Origin of the sequence: Bacillus sp. FSL K6-0042 (genome assembly GCF_038006685.1) — a bacterium.
GTDB lineage: Bacteria > Bacillota > Bacilli > Bacillales > Bacillaceae_G > Bacillus_A > Bacillus_A pseudomycoides.
The window spans coordinates 3,921,631-3,938,584 of record NZ_JBBOVS010000001.1; the positions used below are offsets into that span (position 1 = coordinate 3,921,631).

Here is a 16,954-nt window from a genome sequence, read left to right on the forward strand (position 1 = left end):
AAAGAAATGAAAGGGATGGATAATAACGCATCGCACGGCTTTATGATAGGTGAGGATGGCTATGCACAAATGCTAATGGGAGGAGCCGGACAACAAGGATATGGCGGGAACCCAACATGGATGGGCGGATCATCAGAAGGAGTTCCTACATCTGTAGCTGGAGCGCAAACAGGAATGCCAACATTCGTGGGAGGAGCGCAAGGAGGAGTTCCTATAGGAGCGCCAACTACATTTCCGGCATTTGTAGGAGGAGGAGTTCCTGTAGGGGCATCAACTACATTTCCAACATTTGTAGGCGGGGCACAATCTGGCTTCCCTGCACCAGTTGGTCCGCAACCAGGATTTGGTGGTGTTGCTCCTATTCTAGTAGGAGGAGTAGGTCCACAAATGATTCATGGTCATCACGTCCATCACGGTCATCACCAACATCACGGTCATTACCAACATCACGGTCATTACCAACATCACGGTCACCACCAACATCACGGTCACCACCAACATCATGGTCATCATCAGCAACAAGTACATCATCATGGTCACCATCAAATTCATCCACAGGCTGTTTTATATCAAACACAACACCATGGCCAGCATCAACACCATGGTCACCACCAACATCACGGTCACCACCAGCAACACGGTCATCATCAGCAACAAGTACATCATCATGGTCACCATCAAATTCATCCACAGGCTGTTTTATATCAAACACAACACCATGGCCAGCATCAACACCATGGTCAGCATCAACACCATGGTCAACAACATCAACACCATGGCCAGCATCAACACCATGGCCAGCATCAACACCATGGTCAACAACATCAACAACAGCAAATATGGTATGGCGGAGCGGGAAGTGCAGGAAGTACTGCAGGAACAGCGGGCGCGGCAGGGCATGCTGGACACGGACACTAATAGAGTAAATAAAAAACATAAAAAAATTCTCTTGTGCGCAAGGGGATTTTTTATTTTGGGAATAGTAAGGAGGAGAGGAGGTGCATTACATATGGGAAAAGGTAGAAGTAATAATGCTGGTAAAAAGCAACCGAATTTCGATGATTCATCTAATTTCGCTAAACAAAGTCAACCGACAGAAAAGAAGAAAAAATAAAGTGAAACTTTAATCAGTGGGGGTTCTCTTCATCCCCCACTGATTAAAAGCCCTCACCAATCGGGCTTTTACGGGCAGTTTATCTCTCACCTAACTTATTTGCTTTCACCGAATTTTGAGGTGGGGGTATTACTGCCCGTTAATGCGGGATAAACAAAAAGGAGCTCTCTTCATAAAGAGAGCTCCTTTTTCAGATATATCGGCGTTTCGACACGACATATCATTCGCTCGAAAAAATAAGACATAAGTGCGGGGCTTAACTTCCCGCGAATGGTAGCCTATTCAATCTTATTTCCCTGCTTTTGCTAATGCTTCTTGGCGTTGACGCTCAATTTCAGCACGTAACTGTGGTTCTGGTGCTTGCCAGCCTTCTGGTTTTAAAATTTTGCCATCGCCTTCGCGGAAACGTGGTTTTCCGTCAGGGAATAGTTTTGCCATATTTGCATTGTTTACAATTTCAAAGCCTTTATCGGGACGAACTCCCATTTCTGCAAATGTTCCAAATGCGAAATAGATAAGGTCAATTAACGCATCATATTGATCTTCTACAGTATTAGCTTCTAAAAATTCCTCTAACTCTTCTTGCATAAAGCTTGCGCGAATTTTTGCGCGTTCTTCTGTTAATTTTGTTGGTACATCTGTAACAGGGTGTCCAAATACCTCGTGCATTTTTGCAACAAGTTCATATCCTTTATCTAAACCTTTTTCGTTAGCCATGTTGTTTCATCCTTTCACGTTTTGTGCCGAACTTTATTGTAACATAAGGAGATTGTTTAATAAAAAAAACACCTTATAAAATAAGATGTTCTTTCCCTACTCTTCTTTCTTTATTAAAAATGATAAAGCGAGATCAATCCCGAACATCCCAACAAGTAGTGTCGGTACGACAACAAGTAAATAACGTGTAAATGAAACATTTTTTAAGTATGTATGAGCAAATAAAAAGACGCCGAGAAACAGAATACCATTTAAAATAGGTTTTACTAACTTTTTAGACATAAGCTCCCCCGTAAATATCTTTTTTCTTTATGTAAGTATTATCAAAAAACTCCTCTCTCCGTTGTATCATGCCCGGAAGAGGAGTTCAATCATTATCTGACATTTTGAGGAAACTATATTTCATATTATTCGATTACACCGGAGTTTGTAATATCAACTTCATATTTTACTGTGATAGGAACGTCTTTGTACATTTTTTTCCATTCTGCTAATTTAAATGGTCGATAGTGTTGTCTAAATTTAGCTCCTAGCCCAAGAGGATCAACATTTAAAGATTTAAATTTTTTGATGAGTTTTGTGGCTTTAGTATTTAAGCTTTTTTCAACTTCTTGTGATATTTTTTTTGTGTTCTGTTTATTTTCTAGGTTTACTTGTTTCGAAAGTTCTAAGATGCGTGCATCTATTTTTACTTTAATTAAAAAGGAAGGCTTTCCAGCTTTTATATTTACAGTATACGTTGGCTTGGAGCGTATATTATTGATCATTACATATCCATTATTACTTTTAAATTCGTGTGAATCTAACCGATGTTTTTCCAATAACCCCTTAAATACGAACATATCTTGTCGATCAATTTTTCCGACATACTTATCCTTTTTTAAAAGTCCAATGCCAGTGATTTTGATTTTGTCTTTACTCTTTTTTAGGATAGGCATATAAGAGTCTTGGCCTTCACGATAATAACGAAATGCACCTAAATGTAAATTATCAGTTGGTACGGGGCCAGTTTGCATGTTATGCTCTAGCATTTTTTTTATATAGATAGCCACATTAGAAGAAGTTGTATATTTTCCTTTTAACAGCTCAGGTCCATTTCCTTCTAATAATCCAACATACACTGAGTTTCCGATGCTGACATCACGAACCAATGTGTCAAAGGAGGTCGACAATCCTTTTTTTGCAATTCTTGTAGTAAACAAAGCAATGCGCATTTGTCCGCTTGCAAATGGTTGAGAAGATTCCAAAGAAGTATCAGCTTTTACTTGTTTAACGGCATTTCCTACTCCTTCGTAGACCTGTACTTTATTTCCTTTTCGCTGCACCGGACAAACCGATGTCACCTGTACTTTATTGTTTTTTGCTGTATCAAAAACAACCCCTTGAATTAACTGAACATCATCAACAATATTTTTTTGCAAACAGCCTGTTATGGTGAATAAACAAATACATGAAAGAAGAATTAGTTTTTTCTTGATTTTTTCCATTTTCTTTTCACCCACACGATAAGAAATAAGATTGGGATGTAAACATATATAAGCCAAAGACTAACTTTGGAAGTATAACTAATAAAATCGTTGATATCATGCCTGTTTGTTAAAAGTTGTGACACAATAATTGTAATGAACATGAAAGAAAGTAAAATGTATTTTTGCTTTACATGAAAGATTTCATGTGTTCCTCTTGTAGCAGCCCATAATGGAAGAATAAAACTTGTAAGAATTACAAGTGCATAGCCGGAGATGGCAATGTACTCTAGTCGTTCGATAAAGGGTAATTGAATAACTTGTGTCATTGAAAGCTGAGACCAAATTGTTTTTGATAACTGTTTTTCGCTAAAAAAAGCGAATGCCAAAATCGTGCTAAATAAATATAAAATGTTAGAGAATAATACACCATATTGTGCAAATTTATGAGATTTCTCGGGATTCTTCACAAATGGGTATACCATAAGAAAAATTTCAAAGCCTGTCATAGTATAAATTGACAATTGAGATGCTTTTAAAATACGTCCCAAAGAATGCGTAAAAACAGGAAGTAAATTTTCCCAATGTGCGTACTTGAACATAAACAGGCTAAGAAAAATATAACCTAGTATCCCACTAATTGAAACGACACAGATGCCAGTGATGATGCGGAATCCTGATGAGATGACGTAGTAACTTAATAAACATAAAAAGGCGGTGAACATCCAAGTGGACCCGGTAGGAAACATCCATACTTGAACAATCTCGACATACGTTCGAACAACGGATATACTCGCAACCAAAAAATACAGCATGAATACAATATTAACGCCATTACCGAGCCACTTTCCAAAGGTTTGTTGATGAAGATCTATTAGGTTGCCTTCTGTATTTTTTAATAAGTAATACATCATCCAAACGAGAATGTGAATGATGATTCCAGTTATAACAACTCCTATCCAGGCATCATATCCAGCCGCTTTTGCGATAATGCGTGCAAATCCGAGAACTCCAGCGCCGAACTGTGCACTATGAATCAAGAAGAAAACAAAGATAGGAGATATTTGATATTTTGTTTTGACTTTACTCATAAATGCACCTCATTTCTTATTCGTCAAAGTCAGATGTATGTTTTGTTGAAATCCCCTTTGCTGATTTTTTTACGTGTTGCGGCCTTGCTTGAATATCTCTTGTATCAATCATAGATAATGGAAACCGAATCCAAGAGTCTTTTAGTGATTGTCGCCTTGCTGGATAAAAGAGCGCGAATGGTTTCTGTAAAGAAGAAAGCCTGAATAGATGAGTAAATAAAAAGATAAAACCTAGTGAAATTCCGAATAGTCCACCTAATTCTGCAAATAAAAGGAATGGGAATCGTAGTAAGCGAACTGCGTTCCCCATCTTATAAATCGGTGTGATAAAGGAAGCTAACGCGGATAAGGCGACAATGATTAACAAAATATTACTTGTTAGTCCTGCTTGTACAGATGCTTGTCCGATTACGATACCGCCTACAATACCAAGTGTTTGGCCTACTTTCATTGGTAGTCTAGCCCCAGCCTCTCTAAGTAAATCAATAACCAGTTCTAGAAAGAGTGCTTCTATTAAAGGTGGGAAAGGAACTTGTGCTCTTGATAAAATTAATGTTTCGAGTAAATCGCTTGGAATTAATTCGTAATGATAACTTAAAATGGCAACATATAATGGTGCTGCGCAGATGGAAAACAGAACAGCAATGAGTCTTAAAAATCTTGAAAACGTAGCGTAAAGCCAAGATACGTTGTAATCCTCTGGCGAAACAAAAAAATCAAAGTATGAAACAGGAGTGAGTAAGACGCTCGGTGAACCATCTACAAAAATAGCGATTTTTCCATCAATTAATGCGGTCGTTACTCGGTCTGTACGTTCTGTATTAATAAATAGTGGGAAGATTGATTTTTCTCCCATCAATTCTTGAATATAGGAACTGTCGTTGATTTGATCGTATTCAATTGTACGAAGTGACTCTTCTAAATAATCAACACTGTCTTTTTCAGCAAGGTTCTCTAAATACATCATGACAACTTTTGTTTTAGAGAATGTCCCAATGATAACCTCTTTTGTTTGTAGTGCTAACACTGGAAGGCGTTTACGTACTAAGTTAAGATTCGTATCAATATCCTCTACAAATCCCTCTTGTGGACCAATAACTGTAGATTCATTTAATGGAATAGATGGCGCCCGATAATTATCAATTGTGATATTTGCTAAGATACATTTTTGATCTTGTTCATGTAACTGTACGATAGCGTGACCTTTTAAAACCATATCTTCAATTTTTTGAAGATCATTTGTAATTGTAATCCCGCTCATTGGAATATGTTCTTTTAATTCTTCTAATGTAGAACATCTATGCTCTAATAAAGCTGGCATTAAATACTTTTGTAATTTTTCACCATCAAGCGATGGCCGGTAATAAGAAATCCAATACGGCATTGTTTCATCATCTGATGTGTGATAACTTACAAAATCACTAGATGTTTTTAGGTTTTCTAATAAATCTTGAAGAGAGTGAACCTTTTCTTTCTCGGGTTTACTGAAATCATAAATGCTATTGCTACTATTATTTTGCTGCTTGCCTTGTATTTGCTGGTCTTGTTTAGTAGCTTGAGCAGATTGATGTTGTTTGTTTTGTGTTTGCTGGTCTTGTTTAGTAGCTTGTGCAAATTGATGTTGTTTGTTTTGTGTTTGCTGGTCTTGTTTAGTAGCTTGTGCAAATTGATGTTGTTTGTTTTGTGTTTGCTGGTCTTGTTTAGTAGCTTGGGCAGATTGATGTTGTTTGTTTTGTGTTTGCGCGTCTTGTTTAGTAACTTGAACAGATTGATGTTGTTTGTTTTGTGTTTGCGCGTCTTGTTTAGTACCTTGAGCAGATTGATGTTGTTTGTTTTGTGTCTGCGCGTCTTGTTTAGTACCTTGAGCAGATTGATGTTGTTTGTTTTGTGTTTGTTCCTCTTGTTTAGTAGTTTGATTTTGCTCTTTTGAATCTGTTTTACTTGATTTTTTTTTCTTTCGAAACCATTTCCATATCATACGTATTCCCTCTTTAACTCATGTAAGATAATGTTAGTTTATGGCGTATTTTGTATATTATGCACATGTTTATGGGGAATCAAAAATCCTTTTTGTTAAAAGAAGGGTTTCTTTTGGAAACGTAAAAGTGTTTTGGTAAACGGGATAGATTTGTTATGGAGGATTGATATATAATGACGTATTTACAATGGAGTAGAAATTTATGATGTATGTAAAAAAAGAAAGCTTTCATTTAAAAGAGTTTACATTTGAAAATGGCATAAAGATCCCTGTTCAGATTGGATATGAGACGTACGGTAAATTAAACTGGGAAAAATCAAATGCGATTTTAGTCTGTCATTATTTTAGTGCAACAAGCCATGCGGCAGGAAAATATACGGAGCAAGATCTCATTCCTGGTTGGTGGGACGGACTGATTGGACCGGGTAAAGCAATTGATACCGATCGCTATTTTGTGATATGTACCGATAATCTTTGTAATGTACAAGTGAAAAATCCTTACGTGATTACAACGGGACCAAAGTCAGTTAATCCAATAACGGGATCTGAATATGGGATGGGGTTTCCGGTATTTACATTTTTAGATGTAGCACGTGTGCAATATGAATTAGTGAATGCAATGGGAATTACAAGGTTACATGCGGTAATCGGACCATCAGCTGGTGGAATGATTGCGCAGCAATGGGCTGTTCGTTATCCCCATATGGTAGAGCGAATGATTGGTGTAATTACGAATCCGCAAAATCCGGTTGTGACATCGGTTAATGTTCTGCAAAATGCAATTGAAGCTATTCAGTTAGATCCAAAATGGAATGATGGAAATTATGGGGATGAACAGCCGACGAAAGGGCTGCATTTAGCAGGGAAAATGATGTTTATAAATGGGTTTGATGCTCACTATTATGAAACGACATTTCCGCGTAATAGTACGGAAACGCTAGCTTATGAGAATTTCTCAGCACGGACTTCATTTGAACAAAATATAAATGCATTGACACTTCAAAATATTACTTTTGTGGATGCGAATTCATGGATGTATACAGCGAAAGCAACGTTATTACATGATCTTGCACACGGTTTTTCCTCTTTAGAAGAGGCACTTTCTCAAATAGAGGCAGATGTGCTTATGATTCCGTGTAAACAAGATTTACTGCAACCTTCTCGTTATAATTATAAAATGGTAGAGCTGCTCCAGAAACAAGGGAAATACGCAGAAGTTTATGAGATTGAAAGTATGAATGGCCATATGGCTGGTGTATTTGATGTTCATTTATTTGAAAAGAAAGTGGATGAGTTTTTAAAGAGAGCATCTGGCCATGCATAGAAGCGATCAGCCCCTTTTCCTGCTCTGTGCCAAGTGAAAACAAAGAGAGAAAACAAGTAGCGGTCACTTTTGGTTCTTCGGAGCCGCGACTTATACGCTTGAAAAATTGAAATGGATATATAGCAATGTGTGAAAAAAGGTGCGAGCCGTTAAGCGAGCACCTTCTTTTTAGATGATTTTTAAACGGAAGACGTATGTAGCAATGCACAATCCAAGGCAAGCGATACTAAGTAATAAATAAAAGAATGCTCGTTCTTGAGAGGATCGTGTGGTTCTTCTTTTGTTAAATATACCGAGTGAAATGATAGCGAGAATTAAAAAAATGAGACCTATAATGAAAAGAAAAAGTGTCATGTCGATCGACTCCTTTCGTAAAACAAGTATATTGAGGATACAATGTGAGAGGTAGATTTGTAAATGTAATAAATTTACAATTAAGTTGAGGAATAATGCAAATGAGGGAAGTTTCACTTCTTTGCGTTCGTAATTTTCCATGCTAAAATTGGTGATGAATAGATGAGTAGAGAAAAAATTTACTACGTCAACTACCCCTCACTTAAATACGAACGCGTTTTGAAGTGGGGACTTCTTTCGGAAATACGTTAAAGTTTTAATTATATTAAGGAGGAACGACATATGACAGAAGTAAAAACAATTACAACAGAAGAAGTGCAAGAGCGCTTAGAAAACGGGGAAACGTTATTTTTAGTAGATGTACGTGAAGATGAGGAAGTAGCACAAGGGAAAATTCCAGAAGCTGTACATATTAAAATGGGTGATATTCCAAATAAAGTGGAATTCTTTGATAAAGAAAATGAGTATATTTTTATTTGTCGATCAGGAATGCGCAGTGAAAATGTATGTCATTATTTAAATGAACAAGGGTTTAAAACAGTGAATATGGTCGGCGGTATGCTGCAATATGAAGGTGAAATTCAATAATTCATTTTTAAAACTTGAAACGCGTCTGTTTCAAGTTTTTTTCTTTTGCATACAGTGTATACAAGAATTGTTTTTCGCATATGAGTGAGCAACAATTCCTGCGATTATAATCGATTTATATAGAAAGGAGGGAGGATGGTGAGTGCGCGAATTCGTAAAATAAAGATTGTTAATAACACAGGAGCTGTTAATGTAGGTGATTGTTATACTATTGAACCATTTGCTGCTTTGAAAATATATGCTGGTTCTGGTGGATCGAGCATCGCTACTTTTTTGAATGGAAAACGGATGCCGTCAGTTACTCCTAGGACGCCAGAATTCCTTCCACCACTAGAAACAAGTGAATTAACATTAGGTTCATAACAGAAAGGTTGACTGGTCATGCCGGCAAATATTAAAGAGTTTGTGATTGTAAATAACTATGGGAATTTATTTACGGGGGATAACTTGCGGGATACTTCATTTGTTGCATCAAAGACATATAGTGGAGCAACAGGGCCAACTTGTATTGATGTTGTGACTGTAATAGGAACGGCAACAAATCTTTGCTTGAACCCAGGGGATGTAGTGACAACGACGTATACGAAAGGTTCAGCGATTGGAACAAGTATGAGCACGAATACCTCTCCAAGTGCCAACACGTCAGGTACTATGCAAGCTGTTCCGAATGCGGATAGCTTGGATTCTGTACCAGGTTTATAGAAAGAGTCCTCTACTAAAAGTAGGGGATTTTCTTATTTTTTCATTGTTTACGTCTTTTTCGTACATATGGTTGTCAAGGAGAACAAGGAGAGGGAAAAGGTGGGGGCTTGCTGCCTGCAGATAGCGGGATAAATTGGATGTTCAATACCTTTGTTGTAATAGAAACAAGAGGTTCACCTAGTAATAATATAAAATCACTATTTATTTGGGTTAGTGCCAGATACTGCCGTAGTAAAACGATTTATAAAAGGAAACGTATTATTTTAGTAGATAGAGAATATTAGAAGTCTGGGAATTTATATTTTTATAATATGTAAAAAACACAATTCTTTATTAATATCATTCGGTTATCATATAATAATGCTTGATAGATAAATAGATAAAGAGAAGGGGAAAGTGAATCTATGAAAAAGAATATGAAAGTTTTAGCGATGGCAGTTGGTCTAACAATTATGGGATCAACGACAGCTGCTTATGCAAGCCCTGGTGGATTGGACAAAAATGGTGGACATACTTGCCGAACAAACTGTGGGAAATATGGGCTTGAAACAGGAGAATACCATTATCATAACAATTGGAAACAAGATAATGGAAAGTGGTATTTCTATGATCAAAATGGAACGAAAGCGAAAGGTTGGCAACAAGTAGGTACGATATGGTATTACTTTAACGGAAATGGAGCAATGCAAACAGGCTGGCAACAAGTAGGTACGACATGGTATTACTTCAACGGAAGCGGAGCAATGCAAACAGGCTGGCAGTCAATTAACGGTGCTTGGTACTACTTCAACGGAAGCGGAGCAATGCAAACAGGCTGGCAAGCAATTAGCGGCACATGGTACTACTTCAACGGAAGCGGAGCAATGCAAACAGGTTGGCAAGCAATTGATGGAAAATGGTACTACTTCAACGGAAGTGGGGCAATGCAAACAGGTTGGCAACTCATTAAAGGAGTAAAGTACTATTTCGAAAGTAATGGTGCTTGGAATCCGAATAAATAGTAAATTGAATATGGAAGATTAACGGAAAAATAAAATAGCACCTATCTTATTTTTATAAGATAGGTGCTATTTTTTATTGGATTTTTGCTTTTTCAGATTCAATAGGTTGTCTTTTTCGATAAATAACATAGCTACGGCGTAAATATTTCACTGGAACGCTAAAGACATGTACAAGTCTTGTAAATGGCCATGTTGCAAAGAGCCCCATCGCTGCAATGATATGGATTTTAAACCAAATAGGTACTTCTGCCATATATTCTGCTTTCGGCTGGAAAACAAAGAGGCTGCGGAACCATGGGCCAATTGTTGTTCGATAATCAAATCCTTTTGCATCAATATTGAAAAATGTAGAGGATAGACCTGCTAACATTACAATGAACAAGAGGACGAGGGCGACATAATCTCCTTTTGTACTTGTTGCGATAATGCGTTTTACTGTAAAGCGACGATACATTAAAATCACTAAACCAACAATTGAAGCAATTCCTGCAGGAAGACCGAAGCCGATAGCGACCATATGATACATATGCTCAGAAATACCGAAAGAGGTATATACAGATTCTGGTATTAATATTCCCATGATGTGTCCACCGATTACGAACATAATGCCAAAGTGAAAGAGTAAACTTCCGATTCGGAGCATTTTTTTCTCTAATAGTTCGCTAGATTTTGATGTCCAGCCAAATTGATCATAGTTGTATCTGAAAATGTGTCCACCGATAAAGATTGCGAAAATGATATAGGGGAACAGCACCCATAAAAATTGATCCATCATTTTGACGACACTCCTTTCTAATTCGCTTGTACTCCCCAGGCATCGATGGCGAGGAGAATGGTAGCAAGAATTGGTTGGTACATACAATTTGCTTCTTTTAACTGTCCGTGCAATGCTTGTATATCTTTCGTGTATCTACTCATAATTGGTTCGCTATCTTCTTCATTTGCGTTTGCGAGAAACTCAAGTAGAAGCGGTAGATAATCAGGTAGTTCTTTATCGGTTACCGCAAAGCCAGCTTTTTGATAGTGTTGTTTTAGCTCTAATAATTCAATTCCACGCTCTCTTTGTTCACCTGTGTTCATGTAAGTGAGATACATATTTGTTTTCTTTCCAAAGTCGAATGTATATACGTAAGAATCAATGAGTTGATCGTTTGTTTTTTCTTGAGCTTGTTTGATGAAAGCTGTAAGCAACGTGTGAATTTCTTCATGCGTAATCGTATCAATTGTTTCTTGTAGTTCTGGTAAAGCTTCTCTCCATCCTGTTTCAGGATAGGAGAGAAGGAAGGAAGCACAAGAAAAAGCAGTTTGTAAACCTTGTTTCATAGCTATTACCTCCTTAGTTTAAGAGAGTGTCATACAAGAACCTGGGCCGCCTGCGAAGGAAAGGCCGCAGCTTCCTTGTTCACTATATAAATCTGCAACTTGTTCACGGTGAGATGTAGGGATAACGAAACGGTCTTTATATTTTGCAATCGCAAGAAGGCGATACATATCTTCTACATCTTCTTTCGTTAAACCGAGTTCGTTTAATACAGCTTCATCTGGTTCTTTATTAATTTGCAGTGCTCTCATATGAGTTCGCATAACAGCCATTTTTTTCAATGTAAGACGAATATGTGATTCATCTCCTGCAGTAAGTAAGTTAGCTAAATATTGAATTGGAATACGCATATTATCAATAGCAGGGAAAATTTCTTCTGCTTGCCAGTTGCTTCCTTTCCCTTCCACCATATTCATAATCGGGCTAAGCGGTGGAATATACCAAACCATCGGCATTGTCCGGTACTCTGGGTGAAGAGGAAGGGCGATTTTCCAATCAATAATCATTTTATAAATTGGTGATTCTTGAGCCGCTTTAATCCATTCTTCAGGAATACCTTGTTTTTTTGCTTCCGCAGCTACTTCTGGATCATTTGGATCTAAGAAGACAGTAAGCTGAGATTCATATAAATCTTTTTCGTTTGGTGCAGAAGCGGCTTCCTTTACTTTGTCAGCGTCATATAACATTACCCCAATATAACGAATACGTCCTACGCATGTTTCAGAGCAAATCGTTGGCATACCAGCTTCGATACGCGGGAAGCACATTGTACATTTTTCTGCTTTATTTGTTTGCCAGTTAAAATATACTTTTTTATATGGACAAGAAGAAACGCAGAATCGCCAAGCGCGGCATGCATTTTGATCAACAAGGACAATCCCGTCTTCTTCACGTTTATACATCGCTCCAGATGGGCAAGAAGAAACGCAAGATGGATTCATACAATGTTCGCAAATGCGAGGCAGATACATCATAAAGACATTCTCGAAATCTGTTTTAATATCTTCTTCCATTTTCTTGACGTTCGGATCTTGCAAGCCTGTTATATGTCCGCCTGCTAAATCGTCTTCCCAGTTTGGGCCCCATTCAATTTTGTCGATAAACTCTCCAGTAATTGCTGATTTTGGGCGAGCTACCGGTTGATGTTTTCGCTGCGGACTATTTGTTAATGTTTCATAATCATAGTTCCAAGGTTCAAAGTAATCATCGATTGTAGGTTGATCTGGGTTATGAAAAATGTTCATGAGACGTTTCATTTTCGAACCGGATTTTAGCTGGATTTCACCGTTTTTTAATTCCCAGCCGCCTTTATATTTTTCTTGATCTTCCCACTGTTTTGGATAACCAATCCCAGGTTTTGTTTCCACGTTGTTGAAATACATATATTCAGCACCTGGACGATTCGTCCAGGTGTTTTTGCACGTTACGCTACAAGTATGGCAGCCGATGCATTTATCTAGGTTCATTACCATTCCGACTTGCGCTTTAATCTTCAAGCCAATCTACCTCCTTCAGTTTGCGGATCACGACGTTTAAGTCACGCTGGTTACCAGTTGGACCGTAGTAGTTAAATCCATAGCTTAATTGACCGTATCCACCAATCATATGTGTTGGTTTTACATGAATGCGGGTTGGGCTATTATGCGTTCCTCCGCGGTTGCTCGTTAATTTTGTACCAGGCACGTTAATATGACGGTCTTGTGCGTGGTGCATAAAGGCCATTCCTCTTGGTATGCGGTGCGTTACAACGGCACGTGCTACGACAACGCCGTTACGGTTAAAGCATTCGATCCAGTCATTATCACTAACACCAGCTTCGGCGGCGTCATCTTTGTTCATCCAAACAGTTGGACCACCACGGAACAGCGTTAACATCGGTAAGGAATCGAAGTACATACTATGAATCGACCACTTATTATGCGGTGTTAAATAGTTTAGTGTAATTTCTTTTCCTTCTACCTCAGGGCGTGATTTACGGAACGGTTTATGTTGCAAGATTGGCTTGAATGTTGCCATTGTTTCACCGAATTCCTTCATCATATCGTGATCTAAGTAGAACGATTGTCGTCCAGTTATCGTTCTCCAAGGGATAAGGCGCTCAACATTTGTTGTAAATGGTGAGTAACGGCGTCCCCCTTTTTCAGAACCAGTAAAGGCAGGGGAAGTAATCACCGTTTTTGGCTGCGCAGTAATTTGTTCGAATGTAAAGCATTCTTCTTCGCGTTCTTCTGCTAAATCGCGCAGATGTAAATCTGTTTGTTTTTCAAGAGCTTCCCATGCTTTTACAGCCATATGACCGTTCGTTGTAGAAGAAAGGGTTAACACCGCTTCAGCAGCATTGATTGCTTCTGTTATATCAGGGCATCCTTTGGCGATAGAGTCAGTGCGAATAACGCCTAATCGACTCTTTAATTGTTCATATTCTTTTTCTGCAGACCAAGAAATCCCTTTCGTACCAATTGGCTGCTTCCCAGTGTTTGGTCCAAGCGCTGTCATCTTGTCATAAATTGTTTTATAATCTCGTTCTACAACATGAATTTGCGGCATTGTCTTTCCTGGTATTGGTTCACACTCACCTTTGCTCCAATCTTTAATCTTGCCAAGCGGCTGTGCCAATTCTTGCGGTGTATCATGAAGAAGTGGTGTTGCCACAACTTCTTTCATCGGATCAAGATGAAGTTCTGTTGCTAAATCAGAGACTGCTTTAGAAAGGGAACAGAAAATATCCCAGTCAGAGCGTGCTTCCCACGGTGAACCGATTGCCGGATTAAATGGATGTACGAACGGATGCATATCTGTACTACTTAAATCGTGTTTTTCATACCAAGTTGAGGCAGGAAGGACGATATCAGAATAAAGTGCTGTTCCAGCCATACGGAAATCTAAGTTGATCAGTAGATCAAGCTTTCCTTCAGGTGCTTCTTCATGCCACTTTATTTCTTCTGGTCGTAATGAATCGCTATCGTCATTCATTAATCCGTTTGTTGTACCTAATAAATGTTTTAAGAAATACTCGTGCCCTTTACCAGAACTTGAGATTAAGTTTGCGCGCCATACGAATAAATTGCGCGGGAAGTTATTTTTGTTATCTGGGTCTTCAATTGCAAATTTAAGTTCTTTTTCTTTTAGCTTTTGCGCAACATATTTTCCGATTTCTTCTCCCGTTGTTGCGCCACTAGCGACAGCTTCTTTATATAGTTCAATTCCATTCTTCTCGAATGTTGGATAAGAAGGTAACCAACCAAGACGAGCAGCTAACACATTGTAATCACCGTGATGTTGATAGCGTGAGTTGCCGACAACTGGCGATGCTAAATGGCCAACTGGTGTATCTTCATAGCGCCACTGATCTGTTACAAAATAGAAGAAGGATGTACCGTTTTGTAATTTCGGCGGACCTTGCCAGTCTTTTGCCATTGCAATTGTTTGCCAGCCTTCTGCCGGACGTAATTTTTCTTGCCCAACATAATGCGCCCAACCGCCACCGTTTACACCTTGTGCACCAACGAGAAGAACAAGATTTAGAACCGCGCGATAAATCGTATCAGAGTTAAACCAATGGTTAATACCAGCGCCGACAATAATCATCGAGCGTCCATTTGTATCAACAGCATTTTGAGCAAACTCACGAGCGATTTGAATAATCAGTTCTCGTTTTACTCCGGTCACTTTTTCTTGCCATGCTGGTGTAAATGGAACATCAGCATTGAAGTCTTTCGGTTCTTGCCCGCCAAGTCCGCGGTTGACACCGTAGTTTGCTAACGTTAAGTCGTACACAGTTGTAACGAAAATGTCGCCTTTTTTTGTTGCAATTTTTTTCACTGGAATTGTTCGTTCTAATATTTTGTTTCCGTCATCGGAGAAGTATGGAATTTGTACAGTTTCAACTGCATCTTCCATGCCAAGTAAAGAAAGGCGTGGATCAATTTTTTCGCCTGTTTGCTCGTCTTCTAAACGTAAGTTCCATTTCTTTTCGTTATCCCAGCGTGACCCCATTGTGCCATGAGGCGTTGCAAAATTATTGGTGTTTTCGTTCCAAAGAACAGGTTTCCATTCGCCAAGCTTTGTTTCACGACCAATATCATTCGCGTTTAAGAAACGATCTGCAACAAATTGGTCTCCTTGTTGTTTTAATGTGACAAAGAACGGAAAATCAGTATATTGTTTTGCATAATTTGTGAAGTATTCCACTTGGTTGTCTACGTAAAACTCTTGTAAGATGACGTGTCCCATTGCCATCGCAAGCGCACCGTCTGTACCTTGTTTTACGCTAATCCAATCATCAGCAAATTTTGTGGATTCAGCAAAGTCAGGACTTACGGAAACGACTTTCGTTCCTTTATAACGTACCTCCGCTAAGAAATGGGCATCTGGTGTTCTTGTCATTGGTACGTTTGAACCCCATGTCATAATGTAACCAGAGTTGTACCAATCACTACTTTCAGGTACATCTGTTTGATCACCCCAAATTTGCGGAGAAGCTGGTGGTAAGTCAGCGTACCAATCGTAGAAGCTGAGCATAGGTCCACCCATGAGCTGCATAAAGCGGCTACCAGCAGCGTGACTTAACATCGACATAGCTGGAATTGGTGAGAAACCAACATTTCGGTCTGGACCATATTTGATCACTGTGTATAGTAAGGAAGCAGCGACTAGTTGTAATACTTCATCCCAACTAGCACGAATGAATCCGCCTTTACCACGCGCCTCTTTATAAGTACGTGCTTTTTCAGGGTTTTCCACAATGCTTTTCCAAGCGTCTAGCGGTGATTTGTGATTTTGAAGTTCCTCTTGCCACATATTCCAAAGGACACCACGTACATATGGATATTTCACGCGAAGTGGACTATAAATGTACCAAGAAAAACTTGCTCCACGCGGACATCCACGCGGTTCAAAATCTGGCATATCAGGGCCGGTAGAAGGATAGTTCAGTTCTTGACCTTCCCAAGTTACAATTCCATCTTTCACATAAATATTCCAGCTGCAAGAACCAGTGCAGTTAACGCCGTGTGTAGAGCGGATTACTTTATCGTGTTGCCATCGTTTTCTATACACGTTTTCCCATTCACGGTCTTCATATGTTTCTTGTGTATGATTGTCGTTATAGCGATCTATCGGAGAAAAATATTTTAAACGTTTCATTAATGCTGAAGGTTTCTTTTTCATACTGTTCACTCCTTTATTGCGTCTCTCTTGCTTATTTTCACTATAAGAGAGCATGCAAAATAGAGATGTGATATCTATCACAGTTCAACAGATTGTCAAAAATCAGATTGATATTAAAAAAAATTCCGA

At 38.6% G+C, this 16,954-nt stretch carries 15 protein-coding genes; 6 read left to right on the forward strand and 9 right to left on the reverse strand.

Annotated features, from left to right (window positions below; translation table 11 throughout):
• The first annotated feature begins 6 nt into the window (after nucleotides 1–6).
• A complete protein-coding gene (locus MHH45_RS20150) occupies nucleotides 7–918 on the forward strand; it encodes a hypothetical protein (protein ID WP_340862880.1) in 912 nt (303 codons plus the stop codon).
• Between the two features lie 484 nt (nucleotides 919–1,402).
• On the opposite strand, the gene MHH45_RS20155 is transcribed toward MHH45_RS20150, so the two are convergent.
• From MHH45_RS20155 to MHH45_RS20175, 5 genes are all read right to left on the reverse strand, one after another.
• Entirely contained in the window at nucleotides 1,403–1,831 is a 429-nt protein-coding gene (locus tag MHH45_RS20155; RefSeq protein WP_003201351.1) for a haloacid dehalogenase, read from the reverse strand.
• A 96-nt stretch (nucleotides 1,832–1,927) separates the two neighbouring features.
• A complete protein-coding gene (locus tag MHH45_RS20160) occupies nucleotides 1,928–2,113 on the reverse strand; it encodes a hypothetical protein (RefSeq protein ID WP_003201353.1) in 186 nt (61 codons plus the stop codon).
• Nucleotides 2,114–2,238: 125 nt separating this feature from the next.
• Entirely contained in the window at nucleotides 2,239–3,318 is a 1,080-nt protein-coding gene (locus MHH45_RS20165) for a Ger(x)C family spore germination protein (RefSeq protein ID WP_016116724.1), read from the reverse strand.
• Nucleotides 3,294–4,388 carry a spore germination protein gene (locus MHH45_RS20170; protein WP_016116723.1) on the reverse strand — a complete coding sequence of 365 codons (1,095 nt, stop codon included), beginning with the start codon at nucleotides 4,386–4,388 and terminating at the stop codon, nucleotides 3,294–3,296. Before MHH45_RS20170 ends, MHH45_RS20165 begins: the two co-directional genes overlap by 25 nt.
• A 16-nt stretch (nucleotides 4,389–4,404) precedes the next feature.
• Nucleotides 4,405–6,366 carry a spore germination protein gene (locus tag MHH45_RS20175; protein ID WP_340862881.1) on the reverse strand — a complete coding sequence of 654 codons (1,962 nt, stop codon included), beginning with the start codon at nucleotides 6,364–6,366 and terminating at the stop codon, nucleotides 4,405–4,407.
• Between the two features lie 202 nt (nucleotides 6,367–6,568).
• Here MHH45_RS20175 and MHH45_RS20180 point away from each other — a divergent pair, with 202 nt between their 5' ends.
• The 5 genes from MHH45_RS20180 to MHH45_RS20205 all read left to right on the forward strand — a co-directional run bounded on the left by MHH45_RS20180 (nucleotide 6,569) and on the right by MHH45_RS20205 (nucleotide 10,335).
• Nucleotides 6,569–7,690 carry an alpha/beta fold hydrolase gene (locus MHH45_RS20180; protein ID WP_088093794.1) on the forward strand — a complete coding sequence of 374 codons (1,122 nt, stop codon included), beginning with the start codon at nucleotides 6,569–6,571 and terminating at the stop codon, nucleotides 7,688–7,690.
• 636 nt (nucleotides 7,691–8,326) lie between these two features.
• A complete protein-coding gene (locus tag MHH45_RS20190; RefSeq protein ID WP_003201171.1) occupies nucleotides 8,327–8,632 on the forward strand; it encodes a rhodanese-like domain-containing protein in 306 nt (101 codons plus the stop codon).
• 135 nt (nucleotides 8,633–8,767) lie between these two features.
• Nucleotides 8,768–8,995 (forward strand): spore germination protein, encoded by a 228-nt coding sequence (locus tag MHH45_RS20195; protein ID WP_003201173.1) that lies wholly within the window; start codon nucleotides 8,768–8,770, stop codon nucleotides 8,993–8,995.
• 18 nt (nucleotides 8,996–9,013) lie between these two features.
• The gene (locus MHH45_RS20200; protein ID WP_016116719.1) at nucleotides 9,014–9,334 is read left to right on the forward strand and encodes a hypothetical protein; all 321 of its coding nucleotides are present in this window, start codon (nucleotides 9,014–9,016) and stop codon (nucleotides 9,332–9,334) included.
• 404 nt (nucleotides 9,335–9,738) lie between these two features.
• Nucleotides 9,739–10,335 carry a YHYH domain-containing protein gene (locus MHH45_RS20205; RefSeq protein ID WP_006096260.1) on the forward strand — a complete coding sequence of 199 codons (597 nt, stop codon included), beginning with the start codon at nucleotides 9,739–9,741 and terminating at the stop codon, nucleotides 10,333–10,335.
• Between the two features lie 73 nt (nucleotides 10,336–10,408).
• Here the strand turns inward: MHH45_RS20205 and narI are convergent, their stop codons facing one another.
• The 4 genes from narI to MHH45_RS20225 are packed head-to-tail and all read right to left on the reverse strand — an operon-like array spanning nucleotide 10,409 to nucleotide 16,825.
• Nucleotides 10,409–11,110 (reverse strand): respiratory nitrate reductase subunit gamma, encoded by a 702-nt coding sequence (narI, locus tag MHH45_RS20210; protein WP_006096259.1) that lies wholly within the window; start codon nucleotides 11,108–11,110, stop codon nucleotides 10,409–10,411.
• Between the two features lie 17 nt (nucleotides 11,111–11,127).
• Nucleotides 11,128–11,658 carry a nitrate reductase molybdenum cofactor assembly chaperone gene (gene narJ / locus MHH45_RS20215; protein ID WP_016116716.1) on the reverse strand — a complete coding sequence of 177 codons (531 nt, stop codon included), beginning with the start codon at nucleotides 11,656–11,658 and terminating at the stop codon, nucleotides 11,128–11,130.
• 18 nt (nucleotides 11,659–11,676) lie between these two features.
• Entirely contained in the window at nucleotides 11,677–13,152 is a 1,476-nt protein-coding gene (gene narH, locus MHH45_RS20220; RefSeq protein WP_016116715.1) for a nitrate reductase subunit beta, read from the reverse strand.
• On the reverse strand, nucleotides 13,142–16,825 hold the full coding sequence (locus tag MHH45_RS20225) for a nitrate reductase subunit alpha (RefSeq protein WP_016116714.1): 3,684 nt from the start codon (nucleotides 16,823–16,825) through the stop codon (nucleotides 13,142–13,144). The genes narH and MHH45_RS20225 overlap by 11 nt, the downstream gene beginning before the upstream one ends.
• Nucleotides 16,826–16,954: the final 129 nt, after the last annotated feature.

What these genes read in the sequence shown, in the direction of transcription:
- MHH45_RS20150 (WP_340862880.1), top strand. Translation starts at nt 7, where the DNA reads ATGAAAGGGATGGATAATAACGCATCGCACGGCTTTATGATAGGTGAG.
- MHH45_RS20155 (WP_003201351.1), bottom strand. Translation starts at nt 1,831, where the DNA reads ATGGCTAACGAAAAAGGTTTAGATAAAGGATATGAACTTGTTGCAAAA.
- MHH45_RS20160 (WP_003201353.1), bottom strand. Translation starts at nt 2,113, where the DNA reads ATGTCTAAAAAGTTAGTAAAACCTATTTTAAATGGTATTCTGTTTCTC.
- MHH45_RS20165 (WP_016116724.1), bottom strand. Translation starts at nt 3,318, where the DNA reads ATGGAAAAAATCAAGAAAAAACTAATTCTTCTTTCATGTATTTGTTTA.
- MHH45_RS20170 (WP_016116723.1), bottom strand. Translation starts at nt 4,388, where the DNA reads ATGAGTAAAGTCAAAACAAAATATCAAATATCTCCTATCTTTGTTTTC.
- MHH45_RS20175 (WP_340862881.1), bottom strand. Translation starts at nt 6,366, where the DNA reads ATGATATGGAAATGGTTTCGAAAGAAAAAAAAATCAAGTAAAACAGAT.
- MHH45_RS20180 (WP_088093794.1), top strand. Translation starts at nt 6,569, where the DNA reads ATGATGTATGTAAAAAAAGAAAGCTTTCATTTAAAAGAGTTTACATTT.
- MHH45_RS20190 (WP_003201171.1), top strand. Translation starts at nt 8,327, where the DNA reads ATGACAGAAGTAAAAACAATTACAACAGAAGAAGTGCAAGAGCGCTTA.
- MHH45_RS20195 (WP_003201173.1), top strand. Translation starts at nt 8,768, where the DNA reads ATGGTGAGTGCGCGAATTCGTAAAATAAAGATTGTTAATAACACAGGA.
- MHH45_RS20200 (WP_016116719.1), top strand. Translation starts at nt 9,014, where the DNA reads ATGCCGGCAAATATTAAAGAGTTTGTGATTGTAAATAACTATGGGAAT.
- MHH45_RS20205 (WP_006096260.1), top strand. Translation starts at nt 9,739, where the DNA reads ATGAAAAAGAATATGAAAGTTTTAGCGATGGCAGTTGGTCTAACAATT.
- narI (WP_006096259.1), bottom strand. Translation starts at nt 11,110, where the DNA reads ATGATGGATCAATTTTTATGGGTGCTGTTCCCCTATATCATTTTCGCA.
- narJ (WP_016116716.1), bottom strand. Translation starts at nt 11,658, where the DNA reads ATGAAACAAGGTTTACAAACTGCTTTTTCTTGTGCTTCCTTCCTTCTC.
- MHH45_RS20225 (WP_016116714.1), bottom strand. Translation starts at nt 16,825, where the DNA reads ATGAAAAAGAAACCTTCAGCATTAATGAAACGTTTAAAATATTTTTCT.